A 20,434-nucleotide genomic window follows, 5' to 3' on the forward strand; every position below is an offset into this window, starting at 1 on the left:
CAATTCAGCTAATTCTGCACATGCCTTATTTTCTCATATAACTTTAAACATTTTTCTTTTTTAACCATTCCATCACTTTGTCAGTAGTGTAAGTTTTAAAATCAGGGGCATTAATTCTTTGCAAAGCAATTTTGCATCTTCTGAATCTTCTTGTATTTCCTGTAGATAATATTCAATTGCTTTACGTACTATATATACCCTTTTGATCTGTCTAAGTTTTTGCTGACTATGCTAAACTATTATTTAGTTCGTCCGGAATAGTTAAATTCAGTCTTGCCATCTTGTGACCTATCTTTAATTAATAACACATTACGACACATAATAGCACAAACTACAAACTGAAAAAAGCTATAAATACTTATCCAACACGTCCGACATAATTTTACGAGCTACAGGGGCGGCGGCTTTACTACCGCCTCCGCCATGATCAATAAAGACGGTAATGGAATAACTAGGATCGTGATAAGGAGCGAAGCCTAAGAATAAGGCATGATTACGCCTCTCCCAAGCAATAGATTTACGACTTAAATCATCTTTAGCATTTAGTTTGCCTTGCACCTGCGAAGTACCGGTTTTACCAGCGAGCTGCCTATTTTTGCCTAAAATTCTATTATAATACGCCGTACCTCCCGCAACATTAACGGTATTATACAAACTTTCTTGGATTATTGTGATATTTTCGGGCTTAATATTGACATTATAAAATTCCGGATCATTTTTTAATATTCTAGGCGTATACAGTTTACCGTTACTTGCAATAGCTGTAATAAACCTTGCAAGCTGCATCGGCGTTACCCCTAGAAACCCCTGTCCGATTGCTAAATTAAAACTATCTCCTATTGACCAAGGAAGCTTTAATTTTTTCTTTTTCCACTCTTTTGACGGTACAAACCCGCTACTTTCAGGAGCTAAATCAATACGGTTTTTGAACCGAGGCCAAATTCTCTTGCAACTTCAAGAATTTTATCCGGACCTACTATTCTTGCTAATTCATACATATAAATATTACAAGAATGCTTTAAAGCAGACATCATATCTAACGTTCCGTGTCCGCTATGATTCCAACATCTAAAGCTATTAGTACCAAGAGCAGAGCTACCGTCGCAAAAAACGGTTTTATTAGGATTAATGCCTACTTCAAGGGCTGCAAGTACGGTAATTATTTTAAAAACCGAGCCTGGAGGATAAGAATTTTGTATTACCTTATTAATTAAAGGCTTATAAGGATCACTCGTTAAACTTTGCCAATAATTTTCCGATAATTTACTGAAATGATTTGATTCAAAACCCGGAGTGGAAGCACAAATTAGTACATTTCCGGTTTTAGTATCCATAACTATTGCCGAAGAACCTTTAGGATTTAAATATTGCTGGATATTTTGCTGAAGAGACACATCGATATTTAAATGCATATCTTCACCCGATTTAGTAGGGGTTCCTGCTATTTCTCTTACCTGCTTACCGTAAGCGTTTACTTCAACTTTTTTATAACCAAATGCTCCTCTTAGTTTGTTATCGTAATATTTTTCAATACCGGATTTACCGATATTAAAATCGCTTAAACTATGTATATTTAATTCCTGCTTCTCGTGCTCATTTATTTGACCAAGATAACCGATTAAATGAGAAGTAACGCTTGAAAAAGGATAAAACCTTAAATAACCTATATCAATAAATATTGAAGCGAGTTTATGCTTTTGTTCTTCAATCATTGATACTTGCTGCCAATCAAGCTGATCAAATATTATTAAAGGAGTGTGGCGACTAGATTTTTTAATTTTTTGCTTAATATAATTATATTTTTCCGGAGATAAATTTAGAATATTACTAATTATTTCTAATTCATCCCTATAATTATTATTAATGCTTCTATCTATTACTAGCTGATAACATGGTTTATTAGTAGCTAAAATATTGCCGTCTAAATCGTAAATTCTTCCTCTAGTCGGTGGAAGTACAACAAAATTAATACGATTCTTATCCGATAAAGTCTTATATTCTTCGCTTTTAATAAGCTGTAAATAAAACATTCTTATTCCAAGCAACGATAAAAATCCGAGTTTACCTAATCCGATTATAAAGGCTCTTCGTGAAATTAACTCACCATGTAGTATTGTCTTATTTAGCATACTTTTTAAAGTAATTCATAGGAGAGTCAAGTATAAGACGAATTATATTATAAGAAAATATAGTTGTTAAAAATTGAAAGAAAATTATTAAATATCCGTCTGCTTCTAGCTTCTTGATTTTTATTAGTAAATATTTAAAATTCAATATAAATAAACAATAAACGCAAAAAATAATGAAATTTATTAAATAGTTTTTAGCTACAAAATATTTTGAAGATAATTTATAAATCGTATATGCCGATAAAAAAACTAGCGAATTTGTACCGATAGGCATACCACTTATTTGATCTATAAATAGACCGAGAAAAAATATGCTAAAAATATTTAAGGAATATAACGACATAAAATAATAAATAAATATAATTTCCATCGCCGGAAAGATTCTGCTTTGAATATTTATTTTATAACTCACTAACGGAAATAATATTATAAAAAAACATAGCAAAGCAAACAGCAATTTTAATATTATTTGTAAGCTATTTTTATATATTTCCTGTTTTATCTTTAACATAAATAGTTTTTTGTTATATAGTTTTGTAATGTGTCATACCGTGACTTGATCGGCAATTAGGTTATCATCCCACGACTTGATCGCGGGATCTATATAAACAACATTTTGTGTGGTCATTTTTACTGGACCCCGTGGTCAAACCACGGGGTGACAATAGAAAAATTGCAACCACCCAACGACCATATCAACCATATACAAAATATAAATTAATTTTCTATTTTGTACAGTTTTAAAAAATGAATATGGATTCTACAATAACTCACAACAACTAGGGTTAGGTCTTTTATCATTATCGCTAAGCTCTAATTCTTCTTGTGCCTCGGAACTTGTGGACATAAATAGTTGTTTTGATATAATATTATTTATTGTTGTCGTAAGATCAAAAGACTTAAGCCATGGGATAGGTATACTAGGTTTATCTGTTATATTTTTATTTTTTGACATAAAAACCTCCTTTTTAGCTTATAAATGCGTCATTGCCAGAAAATTTAGGCTTTTTGTTGCACAGATCGTTTTATGTCATTCCCGCATAGGCGGGGATGACATCAAGTAGGTTTTATCGATCTACGCAACAATGCCTGCTCGCAATGACAAAATCTATAATTATTAGGTAATATTTTAACTTTCTTCCTCACTTTGTTCTATCGGTTCTAAACCATATAAAGATATCATACGTTCAAATACTCTACCGGCAGTAGGGGCAGCCGTCCAACTTGCGGTTGCAAAGCCAAAGCTTTCTTTAGTCGGTTTCGGCTCATCAAATCTAATAAAAATAACATATTGCGGGTTAGATGCAGGCAGCATACCTAAAAACGATGACGCTCTACTATTTTTTAGATATTTCTTTTTTCCTGCCCCTTGTGAAAGTTTTTCTGCCGTACCGGTCTTACCGCCGATAAGATAGCCTTTGACCTCTGCTCTTTTACCGTTACCTTCTTTTACTACCGCTCTAAATAATTTCTTCATTTGGGTAGAGGTATTTTCACTAAAAACTTTTGTACCTATTACTTTTTCATCCTTTCTTTTTAATAAAGTAAGATCATATAAAGTACCACCGTTAACAACCGGTAACATTGCTCTAACAAAATGCAAAGGGCTAATCGAAATGCCGTAGCCATACGACATAGTAACACTCGTTAACTCATTCCATCTTTTCTCGGAAGGAAATAACGGAGTACCTCGTTCAGGTAATTCTATTTGCAACTGATCTAATAGACCTAATTTCTTTAGGTATTTTTTAAAATTGCTTTTACCGATTTCAAGCATAATTTGACTTGTGCCAATATTTGAAGAATATAGAAAAATCTCAGGTACACTATGCCATCCTTGCCTTGGAGTATAATCCTTAAGCTGGAATCCTCCTACTTTCATATAACTTATATCATAAGCATCATTCATATTTATTGCACCGGTATCAAAGCCGACTGCCATAGTTAATGCCTTAAACACCGAACCCATTTCGTAAATCCCGAGACTTGCTATATTAAACAGCTCTTCCGGTTTGGCTAAACTCGGATAATGCGGATCGAAATCAGGCTTATTTACTAATGCTAAAATCTCGCCATTATTTGGATCAGCAATAATACCTACTGCTCCTATGGCCTTAAATTGCTTTAAAGTTTTATCAATCTCCTCACTTAAAATACTTTGTAATCTGATATCAATAGATAATTGAAGCGGTTCTTTCCGATTCTTTGGTTCGTTTAATTCATAATCAGAATTAGTTAAATACTTATCATAAGCGAGCTCTAAACCACTAAGCCCTACCGAGTCTCTACCTACATAACCGACAACATGCGACAATAAATTAGAAAAGGTATAAATTCGTTTCTGCTCTTCTTCAAATTCAAAACCAAGTAACCCAAGGCTAGTTATCTTTTCTTGCTGACTAGGTAGTACATCCCTTTTTACCCATATAAAGCTTTTATTTGACTTAAGTTCTGCAAGTAATTTAGCTTTATTAATATCAGGTAGAATTTCTGCTAGCTTTTTTACGGAAGTTTCAGGATCAAGTACTATTTGTGGATTAGCAAATAATGAGGCAGAAGGTAGGTTCACTGCTAATAAATTACCGTTTCGATCAACTATTTCTTTTCTAAATTGATGATTTTTTTTAAAGGAATTAATATTTTTATCGTAAACATTCGTAGCAACGATTATCAATCTGTAAGATAAAGTACAAAAAAGAAAAGAAAAGACACAAATAACCATTAATAATCGGATTTTTGTATTTTTACTACAAACATTCCAAATTGTTAGACTTTTAATTGTAGGTTTCCATTTTTCCCAAATTTGTTTCATATGTTATTTATGGTGTTTCAAACACTAATATTTCCGCAATCCTTATGTCATTCCCGCGAAAGCGGGAATCCAGTACTTTAAAACCTTTTCAAAACTTGATTTGAAAAATAAAAAATCTTTAAAATCAAGATTTTTTGAAAAGCTCGATTTATCTCGCTTTACCCTAGATTCCCGCCTACGCGGAAATGACATCGAACGCTTTTTCCAAGCCATGCAACAATCCTACCAAGATACAAGATCAACTTCAAAAAGAGCAAGAAATCCACAAGACGAGGAACGGAGCGTATACTTAATACGTGAGTACCACAGTACTTGTAGGATAACGTAGCCAATTTTGAAGTTCATCGAGTATCCTTCACTCTACTCGAAACAGTCTGTATATACTTATTATTTGTAATTCTTTTGTAACGCCATTTACTACTCTTGGAAATACTAATATTATGATTAAATTTAATATTTTGATCGATATTTGGCCCTAACGGATCTTTTATCATTTGATAAGATTTAACTGTTTCTAATTTTAAATAAGCCGCCGCAAGTTTTTCCAATCTAGCCGGCAAAAGTAGATAAGCTTGCTCTGCTTTTAAAATATGAATATTATTATTCTCACTATTTATCTGTTTTACAACGCTACTTAATTGATAATCAAGAGTTGAGACTCGCTCCTTTATGCTAAACAAACTACATATTGCTATAATTGTTATCAATACTGTTAAATAGTGAAGCTTTCTTATACTCATAATTAATTACTCATATATCGCTTTTGCTGCTCGAAGTTTTGCCGATCTCGCTCTAATATTTAGCCCTACTTCTTTATCTGACGGTGCTAGAGCTTTGTTAGTAATAATCTTAAGCCATTTATTTGGATCAATCGTCATGTCGCCTTTAGCATATTTTGATCTTACTACCGGCTTTTCCGAATTTTCTTTAAAGAAATTCTTAACTATCCTATCTTCTAAAGAGTGAAAAGACACCACAACTAAACGTCCGTCTTTCTTTAATATATTTTTTACATTCACTAAAAACTGCTCTAACTCCCCAAGCTCATCGTTTACATAAATCCTAATGGCTTGAAAGGTTTTAGTTGCAGGATCAATTTTGCCTTTTCTAAATCCTATACTACTTCTAACAATCTCGGCTAACTTGCTTGTACTATCAATTCTCGCCGTTTTTCTATATTCTACAATTCTCTTAGCAATTCTTCGTGAAAAACTCTCATCTCCGTATTTGTAAATTACGTCAGCTAGCTCTTTTTCCTCTGCCGCATTTACAAACTCCTCGGCACTAAGCCCTTGCCCGCTCATACGCATATCGAGTGGTCCGTCATGCAAAAACGAAAATCCTCTATCTGCTATATCTAACTGCATTGATGAAACGCCTAAATCCAGCACTATCCCATCAAATTTTTTTTCCTTAAGCTTTGCAAAACTATCCGCAAAATTTGTTTCTACAAAATCAAATCTCTCACCGTAATTTTGCTGAATTTCTTCGGCTCTTTTAATCACGTTTGGATCACGATCCAAGGCTGTGACATAACAGTTACAGCTTTCTAATATTACTTTGCTATATCCTCCTGCTCCAAACGTACAATCTAAATAAGACTCACCGGCTTTTGGGCTTAAGGCCTCTAACATTTCATTTAGCATTACAGACACGTGAGATTGTATCATTAATGAGCACTCCTTAGAGTTAAGCGCTTTTCATGAGCAATTTTTTGAGCGGCATTTAAATATTTCTCAAAATTCTGCGGCTGCCAAATCTCAAAAATCACCCCTTTACCTACAAAACATGCTTGCTCTTCGATTCCTGCATGCTTCATTAAAGATTGCGGCAATATAACTCTTCCCTCCCCATCAAAGGAAAGTTGTACAGCTTCCCGAATATCATAGTCTCAAACGCATCACGCTCCTCGGAATAAGGATCAAGCGTCTCTATCATCTGCCTTAATTTCTCGATATGCGAAATACCGCACACCTCTATACAATTATTCCTAATCGACGGATAAGCAATTACACCGTTAAATAATTCTTTACCTAGTACCGCACGGTAATTCGCCGGCACCGACACCCTACTCTTTTTATCAACACCATTTACATACTTAGATAAAAATACATTCATTGGGTTAATTTGGGATTTAATGGGAAATTATAGGATATTATAGGAATATCAAGGAGTCAAGGGTTTTTAACAAGGATGAGTTAAATTATTAAGATGTCATACCGTGGCTTGACCACGGTATCCAAAAAAATAATTTAAACTACTAATATTAGTATTTTAGAATGGATTCCGCGATCAAGTCGTGGGATGACAGAGGGGGAATTGATCCACACAACAACGCCATACAGGAATAACATCGAACCACACAACAAAGCTTAATCCAATGATTTTATGGATTTTTTAAAGTGATTTTCACCTTGAAAATTCATATTATTTAATATATTAATTTCAGATAAATGATTATAGTAATTTTATGGCTAAAGTTATAGAAACGATGGCTACTCTAATAACAAAACAAACATCTTCTTATGATACAGGTATGGTGTCTGGATATTACCTTACTAGAGCAAGACGACACCCTCACTCCTATTGCTTCTTCCAATTTTATCCCTAGCATTAGTTTATCGGCCATTCAAGAAGTACCACTGATATCTTCATCTTCTGCACAAGACTCCGACTACAACATTACACTAGATAAACTATTCGAACAGTTTCACATCACTTACGGCGCATATTCTGTTTACCAATCCAAGTTTTTTCAAACCGCTCAACTAAAACATCTTATAAAAAAGATTTTAGATCATCAAGGTGATGATATCAATATTCAAGATTCGTTTTATCATACAGTTCTACATAAGGCTATTTACCGCAAACTTTATGATATAGCTGAATTTTTACTAGAAAAAGGAGCTTCAACAGAGTTAAAAGATTTAGATGGATATACACCTCTTCAATTAGTTATTCATGAAGGCTACACAGAAATGGTTAAATTTAATAATATGGAGCAGATCATCGAGATAAAAACTAATAGAATTAGTACCCGATGATAAACCTGAATTAAAAGCTTTTTTAAGCCTTGCAATAGCGTCTCAAAATAATAATTCTAGCACAATAGATAATTCTCTTGTTACCACTAAAGATATAGAAAAATTAAATGATACTACAAATTTCTATACCGGTTCAAGAATATCTAAAATTGTTGTAGTTGCTAATGAAAATCCTGAAGAGTTGGGACTTGAATTAGCTGGTGAAGTACATGAATAGGTTTCTTAAACATACTCAATAATGACCTATAGAACTATTTTAATATAGGTTAATTTAAAAAATATTGACTTATTAATTTTTATTATGTTTTATTTGAAATAATTATTGATTAATGTTAATAAGGATTTTATTTTTTACATAAATAAAGGTTAATTATGCCGCAACTTAAAATAGGTATTTTTAAAATACATAAATATTGTAAAAATATAAAAACTACAACTCAATCAAACGCTAACTATCCCCTAAAGAAAAAAACTACTGAACAAAAATTAAACCCCACTGTAAAATATAGAAATATGATCCCAACCAAGATATTTGGACACCAGATACTGAACTTCTTGGAACAGATTATGACACATAATTATAAATCTAGCATTCTTGACTACATATATATTGTGAACAAATGCTAAGTTTGAGCTTTAAAATCTAATTTATGTTTAATTTACCTATTGATAATATTATCGTATTCATATACCTAATATCTATTCTACTTATTGGTGTATATTACCGAGCTAAAAATAGTAGTTTTAAGAACTATGCAAATGTTGAAAGTAAAGCGCAAAATAGTAAGCTGTTATTAATAGCTACGATATTTGTAAGTTCTGTCGGAGGAGCCACCACTTTCGGCATTATGGAAAAGGCTTTTTTGGGGCATGAATATTATGCTTACGCTCTTATACTTACAATACCTATAGATATATTAATTGCAATCTATATAGTGCCTTTAATTGCCAAACATTACGGAGCTGAAAGCATCGGCGATATCCTAAGTACATATTACGGTAATATAGGTCGTTTTATCGGAGGGGTTAGTTCGGTTATCGTTTCAGTGGGGTTTTTGGCTGCTCAAATAAGCGTCAGCGGCTATATTTTTCAATATATCTTAGAAATAAATGATGTAAATGGGGTAATTTTAAGTTATAGTATAGTACTTATATATACTACAATAGGCGGTTTACAATCTATTGTTTTTACTAATTTACTACAATTTTTGGCGATGATAATCGCTATACCAACCATAACTTTTATCAGTTTAAATAAAATCGGTTTTGTAGATTTTATTAATAACCTACCTACGGAAAATGCAAATTTTGATCGGAGCAACCTACTTTCTTATACAATTGCAGCAGCTTTAAGTTTTAGCGTCATGAATCTATATCCTACATTTATTCAAAGAGCTTTAATTAATAAAAATCCTACGCAAACAACTAAAGCAATATATGCAAAATCCGCTATATATTTTTTCTTCTTGATTTGCATTACTTTAAATGGTTTAATTGCTTATAAGCTTTATCCAAACCAACCGTCAAATTTAGTATTACCTTATTTAATCAACCAAATCATCCCAACTTTAATTCAAGGGATAGTAATGAGTGGACTCTTAGCTGCCGTTATGTCTACTGCTGATTCTGATTTAAACGTTACTTCTATAGCTATTGTTAAAGATATAATCAATCCTATTTTTAAGGTTAAAAATCAGCAAAAATTATTATTAATTGCTCGAATTATTAACGTTATAATAGGAAGTTTTGCAATAATTGTAGCTTTAAAATTTAGTAATGTAATTGACTTAGTAGTATTCTTCACTGGTTTCTGGGGACCGGTAACATTAGTACCGTTAATAACAACGCTTTTTGGTATCAGAACATCTAAAACTATAATGGTCTTATCATCACTTGGCGGAGCAGCTATCTTCTTAATATGGGAATATTATTCTTTATCGTTGCAATATTTCAACCTTAGAGGAGTGTTTATAGGGACAATGGTGAGTCTTGTGATATTTATTCTAGAATGGTGGTATTCTAATGTCATTACGAAGAAAATCATATAAAATATATTATCTATTTACTTGCAGTTTTAAATAATTTAATATATTAACTCAAGGTTAATAATTGAATTATGAGGATTTTATGTCTAAGCAAAATAGTATTGAAGGAAAATATAGCATAATAATTCCTATTGAAGACAAGAATGGGAGAATAAAATTTAAGCTTAAATTCACGTGATGACATTAATGACAGCACTTTAGCTGATATAGCTACGTATTCAGAAAATATGCGTAATATGTATTACTCTACTAAGCAAAAAATGATGCTGTTAACTCTTTAATGACAGGAACTTTAAATTATTCTATTCATAGTACAATGACTCCATATTATCCTGACTTAACTAAATTTAATATTAATGATTTATCTCAGAATGATGAACCTAAATTAATAGGCGAAGCATGCCAAGAACTTAAAGATCCTATTGAGGATATAAAAAGCTAGCCTTTTGCATGCATCCAGAAACCTGCTCGATGTCATTCCTGCGGAAGTGGGAATTCAGTGACAAGTAGGAAAATCGAGCTTTTAATTTTTTAAATTTAGTATGCCTAGACTTTTTAGTGACTGGATTCCCGCCTCCGCGGGAATGACATCGCGACTCATACAACTAGGTTTTTCATGAGTTATAATATTAGTTTTTTCTGTGCAAAACATTAAAAATCATCTCAGCAAGTAACTTGTTAATACCATTTACTTTAGCAAGCTCATATATGGTTGCGTCGCATACTGCTTTATACGAACCGAAATAATGCAGTAATGCTTTTTTTCGGGTTTCACCTACGCCCTCTATATCGTCAAGGCGTGATATTTTTATAGCACGTGATCTACCTAGTCTATGATTCTTTATGGCAAAATTATGTGCCTCATCTCGCAAGATTTGTAAATATTTCATAACCGGCAAATTCTTATCTAGAGTAAATACTTCCTTACCTATCACATGGAACTGTTCAAAACCGGCATTTCTATCTACTCCTTTTGACATACAAACAAAAGGAATATTCATTTCAAATTTATCCATCACCTCTTTAACAACGCCTAAATGCCCTTTGCCGCCGTCTATAATCATTAAGCTTGGCAATTTATGCGGCTCTTGCCTTAACCTTGTAAGCCGCCTTGTTAGGACTTGCCGAAGCATCTCATAATCGTCACCTTTTATGTCACCCCCGCAGTTCTTTATGCCATTCCCGCGAAAGCAGGAATCCATTAACCTTTTTGGATCCCCGCTTTCACGGGAATGACATACGAGAGAGGGAGCATGGACATTAAAAACCCGATATTCTTTTTTATCAAAACCGACTTTACCAGCAACTACCATCACTCCAACCGCAAACTTACCTTGAATATGGCTATTATCATAAATCTCAATTCTTTCAGGAATTTCAGAAAGACCAAATAGCTCTTTAATTTCAAACATAATCTCTTGATTTTTTGCAAATTTCTTCAAATACTGCTCTAGAGAAAATAAAGCATTTGTCTCAGCATTTTGAACTAATTTAGCCTTACCACCTTTATTAGGTACTGTAATATTAATCTGAAGTATATTGTTGATTTTCTTAATCGCCTCTATCACATTCTCTTTATCATTAATTTCATGATTAATTATAATTGCCGCAGGCACGTGTTGTTTTTGGTAAAATTGTAATAAAAAATATTCTAATACTTCTTCTTTGGTACTATTTTCGGTAGAAGTAGGAAAATAAGGAATATTACCGCATGCTTGCCCTGCCCTATATAAAAACACTTCCACGCAATAATGCCCGTTCTTTTCCACAATAGCGATTATATCTGCGTCTTTAACGACATCTGAAACCCCTGCCTTAAGCTGCACATAACTCAGTGCTTTAATGCGATCTCTAATTTCTGCCGCCTCTTCAAAACGCATCTGACTACTTAGCTCTTCCATCTTTCTAGATAGGTTCTCTTGGAGTTCTTTAGTGCGACCTTGTAAGAAATCTTTAACCTGAGTTACTAAGTCTCTATAGTCTTCCTTGTTTATTTTACTGACGCAAGGAGCATAACAACGTTTTATTTCATATTGTAAGCAAGGGCGAGTACGTGAATTAAAGTAATTATCCGTGCAGGAACGTAATTTAAAAATTTTTTGTAGTTCGGTCAAAGTAGTATTAACTTCCGCACTCGAGGCAAAAGGACCAAAAAACTTCCCGTCACTTAGAGTTTTACCTCGATATTTTAGTAATTGTGGGAAATCATGATCTAAACGTAACTTAATGAAAGGAAAAGACTTGCAGTCCTTAAGAAGAATATTAAATTTCGGCTGAAATTTCTTGATTAACTGTGCTTCTAAAAGTAGTGCTTCAACTTCGGAATTAGTGATGCTATACTCTAAAAAACAAGTATTTGCAATCATCCGAAGCGTCTTATTATCTAAATTGCTTTTAATGTAATTAGTAAGGCGTTTCTTTAAATTTTTAGCTTTACCGACATAGAGAACTTGCTTGTTAACGTCAAACATTCGATAAACCCCTGAACGTTCAGGAGCATCTATAAGTTTAGATTTAATTAACTCACTTCCGGTAATTTCTAGGGTCATGTGTATAGTGGTCCTATGTCATTCTTAGCTAAAAGCCGAAATCCAGAAAAAATAACCTTAATATTGATATAAAAATTACACATTAAACCTAAAAAAACAAGTTTTTTATAGGTTTTACTGGATTCCTGCCTTTGTGAGCATGACATAGAAGAGTGCACCATGCAACAATAACCTTCAATTCCCCGTTTTATTATACGGATTGTCATTTGCGACTTTAACATTCACTATTTTTCGTGTATTGTCATCAAAGAAAAAGGTTATTTTAAACTCATCTCCTACATTTAAATCTACTTTTGGGTCATAAAGCATAATATGCATGTCACCGGGCTTAAAATCAACATTAATATTACCGGCAATTAAAAATGGATAATCCACTTTTACCATTTTACTAACCCCTTGATCATTAATTGTTTGATGAATTTCTATTCCACTTATCTTATCTGAAGATATATTCACTAAATTATAACTCTTACTTCTACTATTTATTAATGTAAAATACATAGCAGAATTGCTAACTTTACCTTGCACATTTGTTGTAGGTCTTGCCCAAGGCTTTGCAAAGTGAACGGCTGCCTCTGCAGGTAAATCATCGGGCTGATCAGAAGAAGAAGTTGTAGAATTAGGATTTCGAGCTGTTTGGTTATCAGCATCAGCATAGTTTACTGCACAAATTAAAGTTATAAAACTAATTAGTAATGTTTTTAGCATAATAATACCCTTAATAAATTAAAATGAAATATTAACATAGATTAAATATAAATCTAGTTTTTTAAAAGATATTTTTTGTACACTGCTTGTGGTAATCTCTCTATAGCATAACGAACTGCGATTCTTAGCATTTTTAAAGTATAGCGATCCAAAAAATCTATGAATTGTTTTGCATCTTTTTTTCCTGCTTCACGTAGCATCCAACCTACTGCTTTATACATTAAATCATGTTTATCGTTTAAGAGTAATTTTGCTATTTCAAAAGTCGTATTTAATGTATTATTTTTGATAAAATACCAAGTAGCAACTATAGCTATTCGTCTTTCCCATAGAATTTCCGATTTTGTTAGTGTAAAGAGATAATCCTTTTCTTTATCCCATAAATAAGCTCCGATTATATGATGAGCTGATGCATCCACTAAATTCCAATTATTTACGTGTTTTATATTGTTTAAATAAAAATTATACAAAAACTCTTTATCTTGTGCTGTCTGATATTGCATAATCAAAATAGCTAATGCTAAAAATTTCTCTTCATTAAATTCTGAAGTAATAAGTCGGCTTAAATCCTCCATATCCAAATTATAAATAACTTTTAGCTATTGTACGTAAAGTCGGCACGGTAACACCAATAAATCGGTCATGCTCTCCATACTCTCCTTCTCTAGTTTTCAAGAATAGCATTCTACGTTCTACAGGAATAGTAGCATTCTCAAGTAAAATATTTCTAATTTGTTGTAAATTGTCTCTCATGTTCAATAAGCCATTTTTTACGATGTAATCCCCTGCCATAGCATCCAAGTTTGCCATTGCTATTAATAATACGATGACAAGGAACAATGATTGCTAACTGATTCATACCATTAGCATTTGCAACAGCTCTATAAGAATTAAGGTTTGCCCAAAACTTTAGCCTGATTTAAATAGCTTCGTTTTCACCGTAAGGTATATTCATTAATTCTTGCCAAACCATTTTTTGAAATGGGCTTCCTAAAAGCTATATAGGCGTATTAAATTTTTGTAAAGTACCGTTAAAGTACAATTGAAGATCCTCTTCAATCATTCAAATCGGTTCAGTGCTTCCAGGAATAATAGCAGATTCTGTCTTAATCCTTAGCCTCTCAAGTTCACGCTCCAAACCTCTTCTATCAACAAACTCTAGCAAATAAAGCAATTTTTCATCACTAATTGCCAGCATAGAAACAAGAGGCGTATCTAGCCAAGCCGCTTTTAAAATATTTAAATGCCGGTTAAATTTTGTCGGCGGTCCTCCCATTATTTTAGAGACAGCATCTCGCAAACCGCTACTTGACTCATAACCCATATCAATTTGTGTATTCATGACCGATGCACCCATACGCATTTGCTTCATCGCAATACCCATACGCCTTGCTCTCGCATATTCTACAAACGTCATACCAAAACGTTTTTTAAATTGGCAACGTGCTGTAGAAGCATCTACTGATAGCTCATCACAATCACTATCTTTCCATCTTTTAGCAGGATTAAACTCAATAGCATTAACAAGAGTACAAACTAAACCTGAAGCTTCACCAAGGATGTGAAAGAAGCTTGCAACGCTGACCAGGTCTATATGAAGCATGCCAAGCTTCCTTAGCAGTTTTATAAAATTCACAATTTTCAAATTTAGGTTTCCGTGCAGGACAAGTCGGTCTACAAAATACTCTTGTTATTTTAACCGCTACAAAAAAGATATTTTCATATCTGTCATCTTTATTAATTAATGCCTGATAATATTCTTGTCTTTGAAGCTTATTAAACATATTAATTTATCCTATAATATAAATTTATAATTATATTATATGAACTTTTTAAAACTCCTGTAACCGAAATTCAGGCATTGATTTTTTATTTAATACTTCTGTCTCTCATGCTCGATAAGCCATTTTTTGCGATCTAGCCCTGAACCATAACCGCCAAGCTTACCGTTATTATTGATGATGCGGTGACACGGAATAATTATAACAAATTTATTTGCTCCATTAGCATTTGCAACGGCTCTATAAGATCTTTCCATACCTATTAATTTAGCTTGGGTAAAGTAACTTCTTGTTTCACCATAAGGTACATTCATTAGCTCTTGCCATACTAATTTTTGAAATTCGCTTCCTAAAAGATATATCGGAGTATTAAATTTTTGCAAAGTACCGCTAAAGTAAGATTTAAGCTCCTCTTCAATTGATATAATCGGTCTAGTGCGATCTTCAGTAATAGCCGATTTTGTGTTAATCTTAAGTCTTTTAATTTTATACTCTAATCCTTTACTTTCAACAAAATCGAGCAAATAAAGTCTCTCTGTATCACTAATTGCCAGCATAGAACCAAGAGGCGTATCTAGCCAAGCGGATTTTAAACTCATTATTTTACCCTAAATATGATTTCTTAATATTATAATATTGATTTTTTATTTAACAATTTTATATTTTTAAAACTATAACAATTTATAGGTAATCACTATGATAAAAGCTCATGTTTTTAAATATTCTCAGGTAATTTTAACCAAGAGGGAACTCGCTATAATAAAATTTAGCAAATACAGCGGACTAAGTATACCGGATATTGCTACTATGGCAAAAGAAGAAGAAAAACTAACGGAATCATAGATCAGTATAAAACCGGTAAAATAACTACTGCAAAATTTCGTAAGAAAATGAATGAGCTTATACAAGCAAAAAACGGTAATCCTATAGGAGATAATGAGGTATTTGATCAAGGCTGGAATGCTATGTGCAAAATAGAACCTGAAAAGCTAACAGAGATATATAACTTACAACAGACACATAAATTTCATATCCACATTATAGGCAATACAAACGAATTACAGTATAATTATATTCAATAAAAAATAGAAAAGACCCCAAGTCAACCCACCATTTCTTATACACTTTCATACAAACTTGGTAACTCAGGTGAGAGAGAATTAAAACATTATACAAAACATTTTTTAGCAGCTCGCGATTATGAACCGGTATGGCATATGAAAGCTCAAAATGACTATGACCAAAACGCTTTAAACATATTAGGAAAATATTACGATAATACGACTAAAGATATTATATAAATATTGATAGCTTAAAAATTCTACAATAGCGCATTATGCAATAATTCGCTATTTGCGTTATTTAAGCCAAATCATTTAGCTTCATGATCTTTAGCAAAATCAATTAGGCTTTCCACAACATCACTTAAATTTTCATTATTAAAGTCAATCCTCATTTCTTTTTTAACAACATCAACAAAATAATCATCAAGTGAATTTTTCATTTAAAATGGAAGTGTTTTTTGTCCAATGAACAATTATTTCCTGCTTAATGATGTCATAGGTATCAAGAGCAATTTGAATGGCATTTTCACGCTGATTTTGATCTTTGCGATTCTGTAAGAAGCTATTATTGTTTTGTTAGTGCCGAGTTCACTTGGCACATCATTTTTAAATTCAGCTCTTATTTTTTTAACTCTATTTAAAAGATCACTATCCGATAAACGTTTATTATGATGCTGTATTATTGTGTTATTTATTAAGGGTAGAAAATTTTTGATAAAAGGCAGGATCGATATTGATATAAGCCTTAATAGTATCTTGTATTTGATTAGCCATATCCATGACCGAATGTTAACCGCCTCAATTTTAGTAATATGACCGGCAATAACATACTCATCAAGCAACTTCATGACTTGAGCGGTATATATTTTTTTATCCGGTTTTTCTTTATAACGCTTTTCCACTATCTCTTTGAGCTTATTAAATTTTATTCATATTGTAAATTAACTTGTTCTTTTTCTTCATAAAATTCATAAGAATTAGAAGCTATAAACATCAGATTTTTAAATTTATTCAACAAGAAATAAAACTTATTGCATATAACTTCATCGGCTAAATGCTGTTCGAGCTGTTCAGAATCCAAATCGTTAGGCACATTTATAAAAATATTTTTAATTTCTTGTAGTAACGGAAAAAATGCTTTCAATTTATCATCTACAAAAAATATAGCATCTTCTAAATCTTCTCTATCAAAATTGTTTAAACCATAATTTTCATAAAATTGATGTGCTTGTTTTAATTGATTCGACAACCCTACATAGTCAATTATGTAACCGTATTCTTTAGTTTTCCCTTTTTCTTCAAATAGACGATTCGCACGAGCAATTGCTTGTAAAAGACTATACTCTTTTCATTCTTTGCATATGTAAATAACGACATTACGCGGTGCATCAAAACCGGTTAGTAATTTTGAAACTACAATTAAAATTTCAGGATCATCAGAACTTTTAAATTTTTTAATAATTCTATTATTAAATTTTGCTCCATATTGTTCCCTCATGTTTTTTATAAATTTATCTACTTCATTTTCGCTTTCAATATCTTTATAACCGTCCCGGTCATCAGTAGCAGATATAACAACTTCAGAACTTACTTGTCCTATATCATCTAAAAATTTTTTAAAACGAACGGCAATTAATCTAGAAGGAGCTATTAACATACCTTTTAAACCTGTGCCTTTAAATGTTTTTAAATAGTGCGTTGAAATATCAAATGCTTTGGCATAAATAGCTTCCTTTGTTTGAGCAAGCATCTTTGAGCAACTGAATCTTGTTTTCAAAGCTGCTTTTTCTTCTTTATTTAATCCATTAGTAATCATATCAAAATCTTGTATTACGTCCTGCAAACTCTCAACTACTAAATTATTTGTAGTACTTACTCCCCTTGATACCTACATACCAAATCTTACAGAGTCAAGATTTTGTAAATTTTTCTTTAAGTCTACCAGCGATGTGCCTGCTACTAGCTTTCTTATATCGCCTGCTATCTGCATAGTCTGAGTACCTAGCTGGTATAAATTTAATGCCTCTTTATCTATTGCTTTATATTTATCTGCAATCTCCTTTATTTCTTCTAGCGTATAATTATTAGATAAAATTTTAACAAATTCTTTATGAGATAGATTAGTTATTTTTGCTAACGTATTTATATCTTGGAAACTCATTTTATCTTGATAATGATTTGTAAAAGTATATTGCTCATTTTCATAGGTGTTAAACTCTGCAATTTTTATAGAAAAATCCTCGTCTACAATCAATTTAAAAGGTCTGTTATTAGCATTTATTTCTAAAGCTCTATTAGTTATATTAAAATTAACACGTGCATTATTTATGTCTATACTACCTAAGCCATTATAGTAATTCATAGTATCGGTGATACCTAAAAAATATTACTATTAGTATCTAAACTCCCTTTGCATTTATATTTTTTGTTGTACCACTCATATTATGTCCTTATTTTTTTATTAATTTATAAGAAAATAAGTCGTATTTAATAATTTATTATTCTCTTCACTGCTATAATTACTGAGTTCTAGCAAAGCTTCGTATATTTCTTTCTCAAGTAAATAGTCACCTCAGCTTTTGAGTATGTAGATTATTATTTTTGCCTAGATTCTGCTGTTGTAAATACTTCCCATAACCAATAATAGTAGGTACAGAATATTTTTTTAGCAAGACATGGAGCGAAAATTAAAACAAAAGGAACATTCAAAGTTTTTACTAAATTTCAAAAAGCCTTGAAACCCTTATTGGAAGTGGTGGAGGCAAAGGGAATCGAACCCTTGACCCTCTGCGTGCAAAGCAGATGCTCTACCCCTGAGCTATACCCCCGATTATTTATTGGCGAGGTTTTTGGAAGTGAAAATATTAAGATAAGCTTTTAACTAATCCCAAGGTAATGGCTGACCATTGCTCCCTACGACTAAATCTCCGGAAGATTCATATTCGGCAGCTAGAAAAGACTTTTGAGCAGCAATAAGCTTGACCGGTTTGATTTTCTGACCGTTATGAAAATATTCTTTAGCCTGTTCCCTAGAAGTCGGGTTATTTTTGGAAGCTGTTTTTGCTTTAGACATATACTATTAACTTTTTCTTAAACTTGTGAAGAATATAAAACTTTTTCCTAAACTTGTCAATAACTACCGTGTCGATAAATAGACATTGCCTAGAAAAAGTTGATAATTTGAAAAGTTGACGTCATTACGAGGAAAATTACAAAGTAATTGACGAAGCAATCTAGTAAAATGCGTAGCATTTTTATTATTTTTCTGGATTGCCACGCTCCTTACAATCACTCGCAATGACGATTTTGTATCCATGCAACAGGAGCCTACAGCCACTTACAATGAAGGTATCAACGATTTCTAGGCAATGCCTATAAATATGTTAAGATATCCATAATTATTCTTCCGTTATTACTTCACTTTCACCGACGAATGCTATTTTAAATTCTACTATTTCTGATATCGTTTTTCCATCATATATACTAAACCCTACTCCTGTAAATTCTACTTTTGCGTTGATATCAGCACCATATGATACTAACAGCTTATATATTTCATCATCCTTAATATCTTTAGAAGTACATCGAACATTTTTAGCAACCGCATGCAAAGGTATTCCTCCGGATTTTCTTTGATCCACCTCAGCTCCGTTCTTAAGTAATAGTTTTGCTACACTAAAGTGCTTACTGCTTCATATAAAGGTGATCCTAGCCAAGCTCCTCGTTCCCGTTTACTGCAGCGCCTTTTGATATTAGATATTCTGCTACAATTTCCGTGACGTGCGGCTGAATTTCAAGGAGTATTCTTCAAAATATCACTACACATATTAACATTTGCTTTTTTTTCTTCAACTAACCATTTAGCCAACTTTTAGTGCATTATTTGTAGATACCGAAAATAGTTCAGTAGTAGATACTGCACGTAATTCATTTAAACTCCTTACTAGGCCCACTTTAATCAAGAGAAAAATAGACTCTTTTAAAACATTTTTAAAGCTACATTGTTTTACATAATGTTCTATATCTTGCACTACTACTCTATTTGACTTTAGCAACAGAGTTAAATTACTATTTAATAGTTCTTTTATCATATTCTACTTAATTTATACTTTGTATTTCTTAAAGGTGATAAAGATCTCATTGTCATTCCTGCAAAAGGCTTGCTTGGATACCCAAATCGTCATTGCGAGCAGCCGTAGGCTACGTGGCAATCTTATGAAATAATAACAAACTCCTGAGATTGCTTAGTCAATTGCTATGCAATTTCCTCGCAATGACGATTAGGAAGTCACGCAGACAATA

23 protein-coding genes, 1 tRNA gene and 5 pseudogenes are annotated in these 20,434 nt (G+C 32.4%); 5 read left to right on the forward strand and 24 right to left on the reverse strand.

Annotation, left to right across the window (positions count from 1 at the left end):
- Positions 1 to 348: 348 nt before the first annotated feature.
- The 7 genes and pseudogenes from mrdA to mraZ all read right to left on the reverse strand — a co-directional run bounded on the left by mrdA (position 349) and on the right by mraZ (position 7,059).
- Positions 349 to 2,129, reverse strand: a pseudogene (mrdA, locus tag ACSFFC_RS07080) (penicillin-binding protein 2).
- Positions 2,119 to 2,640, reverse strand: coding sequence for a hypothetical protein (locus ACSFFC_RS07085; protein WP_014410854.1), 522 nt, complete (start codon positions 2,638 to 2,640; stop codon positions 2,119 to 2,121). The pseudogene mrdA and the gene ACSFFC_RS07085 overlap by 11 nt, the downstream one beginning before the upstream one ends.
- A gap of 249 nt (positions 2,641 to 2,889) precedes the next feature.
- Positions 2,890 to 3,084, reverse strand: coding sequence for a hypothetical protein (locus tag ACSFFC_RS07090; protein WP_014410855.1), 195 nt, complete (start codon positions 3,082 to 3,084; stop codon positions 2,890 to 2,892).
- A 174-nt stretch (positions 3,085 to 3,258) separates the two neighbouring features.
- The gene (locus ACSFFC_RS07095; RefSeq protein WP_012719850.1) at positions 3,259 to 4,941 is read right to left on the reverse strand and encodes a peptidoglycan D,D-transpeptidase FtsI family protein; all 1,683 of its coding nucleotides are present in this window, start codon (positions 4,939 to 4,941) and stop codon (positions 3,259 to 3,261) included.
- Positions 4,942 to 5,282: 341 nt separating this feature from the next.
- Positions 5,283 to 5,681 (reverse strand): cell division protein FtsL, encoded by a 399-nt coding sequence (gene ftsL / locus ACSFFC_RS07100; protein ID WP_014410856.1) that lies wholly within the window; start codon positions 5,679 to 5,681, stop codon positions 5,283 to 5,285.
- Positions 5,682 to 5,687: 6 nt separating this feature from the next.
- The gene (gene rsmH, locus ACSFFC_RS07105; RefSeq protein ID WP_014410857.1) at positions 5,688 to 6,611 is read right to left on the reverse strand and encodes a 16S rRNA (cytosine(1402)-N(4))-methyltransferase RsmH; all 924 of its coding nucleotides are present in this window, start codon (positions 6,609 to 6,611) and stop codon (positions 5,688 to 5,690) included.
- A pseudogene (mraZ, locus tag ACSFFC_RS07110) lies at positions 6,611 to 7,059 on the reverse strand (division/cell wall cluster transcriptional repressor MraZ). The gene rsmH and the pseudogene mraZ overlap by 1 nt, the downstream one beginning before the upstream one ends.
- 407 nt (positions 7,060 to 7,466) lie before the next feature.
- Here mraZ and ACSFFC_RS07115 point away from each other — a divergent pair.
- From ACSFFC_RS07115 to ACSFFC_RS07125, 3 genes are all read left to right on the forward strand, one after another.
- Positions 7,467 to 7,985, forward strand: a complete 519-nt coding sequence (locus tag ACSFFC_RS07115; protein WP_014410859.1) for an ankyrin repeat domain-containing protein — start codon at positions 7,467 to 7,469, stop codon at positions 7,983 to 7,985.
- A 650-nt stretch (positions 7,986 to 8,635) separates the two neighbouring features.
- The gene (locus tag ACSFFC_RS07120) at positions 8,636 to 10,033 is read left to right on the forward strand and encodes a sodium:solute symporter family protein (protein WP_014410860.1); all 1,398 of its coding nucleotides are present in this window, start codon (positions 8,636 to 8,638) and stop codon (positions 10,031 to 10,033) included.
- A 277-nt stretch (positions 10,034 to 10,310) separates the two neighbouring features.
- Positions 10,311 to 10,472, forward strand: coding sequence for a hypothetical protein (locus tag ACSFFC_RS07125; RefSeq protein WP_004998095.1), 162 nt, complete (start codon positions 10,311 to 10,313; stop codon positions 10,470 to 10,472).
- Between the two features lie 187 nt (positions 10,473 to 10,659).
- On the opposite strand, the gene uvrC is transcribed toward ACSFFC_RS07125, so the two are convergent.
- From uvrC to ACSFFC_RS07165, 8 genes and pseudogenes are all read right to left on the reverse strand, one after another.
- Positions 10,660 to 12,579, reverse strand: a complete 1,920-nt coding sequence (gene uvrC / locus ACSFFC_RS07130) for an excinuclease ABC subunit UvrC (protein ID WP_014410861.1) — start codon at positions 12,577 to 12,579, stop codon at positions 10,660 to 10,662.
- 174 nt (positions 12,580 to 12,753) lie between these two features.
- A complete protein-coding gene (locus ACSFFC_RS07135) occupies positions 12,754 to 13,287 on the reverse strand; it encodes a copper chaperone PCu(A)C (RefSeq protein WP_014410862.1) in 534 nt (177 codons plus the stop codon).
- A 53-nt stretch (positions 13,288 to 13,340) separates the two neighbouring features.
- On the reverse strand, positions 13,341 to 13,862 hold the full coding sequence (locus ACSFFC_RS07140; protein WP_045798665.1) for a DNA alkylation repair protein: 522 nt from the start codon (positions 13,860 to 13,862) through the stop codon (positions 13,341 to 13,343).
- Positions 13,863 to 13,869: 7 nt separating this feature from the next.
- Entirely contained in the window at positions 13,870 to 14,040 is a 171-nt protein-coding gene (locus ACSFFC_RS07145) for a DNA alkylation repair protein (RefSeq protein WP_016770286.1), read from the reverse strand.
- A pseudogene (locus ACSFFC_RS07150) lies at positions 14,015 to 14,563 on the reverse strand (methylated-DNA--[protein]-cysteine S-methyltransferase). The gene ACSFFC_RS07145 and the pseudogene ACSFFC_RS07150 overlap by 26 nt, the downstream one beginning before the upstream one ends.
- 30 nt (positions 14,564 to 14,593) lie before the next feature.
- Positions 14,594 to 14,890, reverse strand: a pseudogene (locus tag ACSFFC_RS07155) (helix-turn-helix domain-containing protein); the annotation flags it as partial.
- Positions 14,838 to 15,071, reverse strand: a complete 234-nt coding sequence (locus tag ACSFFC_RS07160) for an Ada metal-binding domain-containing protein (protein WP_014410866.1) — start codon at positions 15,069 to 15,071, stop codon at positions 14,838 to 14,840. The pseudogene ACSFFC_RS07155 and the gene ACSFFC_RS07160, both read right to left, overlap by 53 nt.
- An 89-nt stretch (positions 15,072 to 15,160) precedes the next feature.
- A complete protein-coding gene (locus ACSFFC_RS07165; protein ID WP_014410867.1) occupies positions 15,161 to 15,667 on the reverse strand; it encodes a methylated-DNA--[protein]-cysteine S-methyltransferase in 507 nt (168 codons plus the stop codon).
- Positions 15,668 to 15,764: 97 nt separating this feature from the next.
- On the opposite strand from ACSFFC_RS07165, the gene ACSFFC_RS07170 reads away from it, so the two are divergent.
- The gene (locus ACSFFC_RS07170) at positions 15,765 to 15,911 is read left to right on the forward strand and encodes a hypothetical protein (protein ID WP_014410868.1); all 147 of its coding nucleotides are present in this window, start codon (positions 15,765 to 15,767) and stop codon (positions 15,909 to 15,911) included.
- 47 nt (positions 15,912 to 15,958) lie between these two features.
- Positions 15,959 to 16,150, forward strand: a complete 192-nt coding sequence (locus ACSFFC_RS07175) for a hypothetical protein (RefSeq protein WP_014410869.1) — start codon at positions 15,959 to 15,961, stop codon at positions 16,148 to 16,150.
- Between the two features lie 290 nt (positions 16,151 to 16,440).
- On the opposite strand, the gene ACSFFC_RS07180 is transcribed toward ACSFFC_RS07175, so the two are convergent.
- The 9 genes and pseudogenes from ACSFFC_RS07180 to ACSFFC_RS07220 form a co-directional block, all read right to left on the reverse strand.
- Complete coding sequence (locus tag ACSFFC_RS07180) at positions 16,441 to 16,572, reverse strand: hypothetical protein (RefSeq protein WP_014410871.1); 132 nt, start codon at positions 16,570 to 16,572, stop codon at positions 16,441 to 16,443.
- Positions 16,573 to 16,605: 33 nt separating this feature from the next.
- The gene (locus ACSFFC_RS07185; protein WP_041472224.1) at positions 16,606 to 17,034 is read right to left on the reverse strand and encodes a hypothetical protein; all 429 of its coding nucleotides are present in this window, start codon (positions 17,032 to 17,034) and stop codon (positions 16,606 to 16,608) included.
- 23 nt (positions 17,035 to 17,057) lie between these two features.
- Positions 17,058 to 17,381 carry a hypothetical protein gene (locus tag ACSFFC_RS07190; protein WP_041472225.1) on the reverse strand — a complete coding sequence of 108 codons (324 nt, stop codon included), beginning with the start codon at positions 17,379 to 17,381 and terminating at the stop codon, positions 17,058 to 17,060.
- 99 nt (positions 17,382 to 17,480) lie between these two features.
- On the reverse strand, positions 17,481 to 17,948 hold the full coding sequence (locus tag ACSFFC_RS07195) for a type I restriction enzyme subunit R domain-containing protein (RefSeq protein WP_014410872.1): 468 nt from the start codon (positions 17,946 to 17,948) through the stop codon (positions 17,481 to 17,483).
- Between the two features lie 72 nt (positions 17,949 to 18,020).
- Positions 18,021 to 18,494: a hypothetical protein gene (locus ACSFFC_RS07200; protein WP_012719858.1), complete on the reverse strand. Its 474-nt coding sequence runs from the start codon at positions 18,492 to 18,494 to the stop codon at positions 18,021 to 18,023.
- A gap of 391 nt (positions 18,495 to 18,885) precedes the next feature.
- Positions 18,886 to 18,960: transfer RNA gene (locus tag ACSFFC_RS07205), tRNA-Ala, on the reverse strand.
- 36 nt (positions 18,961 to 18,996) lie between these two features.
- Positions 18,997 to 19,205 (reverse strand): annotated as a pseudogene (locus ACSFFC_RS07210) (hypothetical protein).
- A 325-nt stretch (positions 19,206 to 19,530) separates the two neighbouring features.
- Positions 19,531 to 19,773, reverse strand: coding sequence for an ankyrin repeat domain-containing protein (locus ACSFFC_RS07215; RefSeq protein WP_012719859.1), 243 nt, complete (start codon positions 19,771 to 19,773; stop codon positions 19,531 to 19,533).
- 219 nt (positions 19,774 to 19,992) lie between these two features.
- On the reverse strand, positions 19,993 to 20,223 hold the full coding sequence (locus ACSFFC_RS07220; protein WP_014410873.1) for a hypothetical protein: 231 nt from the start codon (positions 20,221 to 20,223) through the stop codon (positions 19,993 to 19,995).
- Between the last annotated feature and the right edge of the window lie 211 nt (positions 20,224 to 20,434).

The sequence above is a fragment of the Rickettsia parkeri genome, from assembly GCF_051427245.1.
Lineage (GTDB): Bacteria > Pseudomonadota > Alphaproteobacteria > Rickettsiales > Rickettsiaceae > Rickettsia > Rickettsia rickettsii.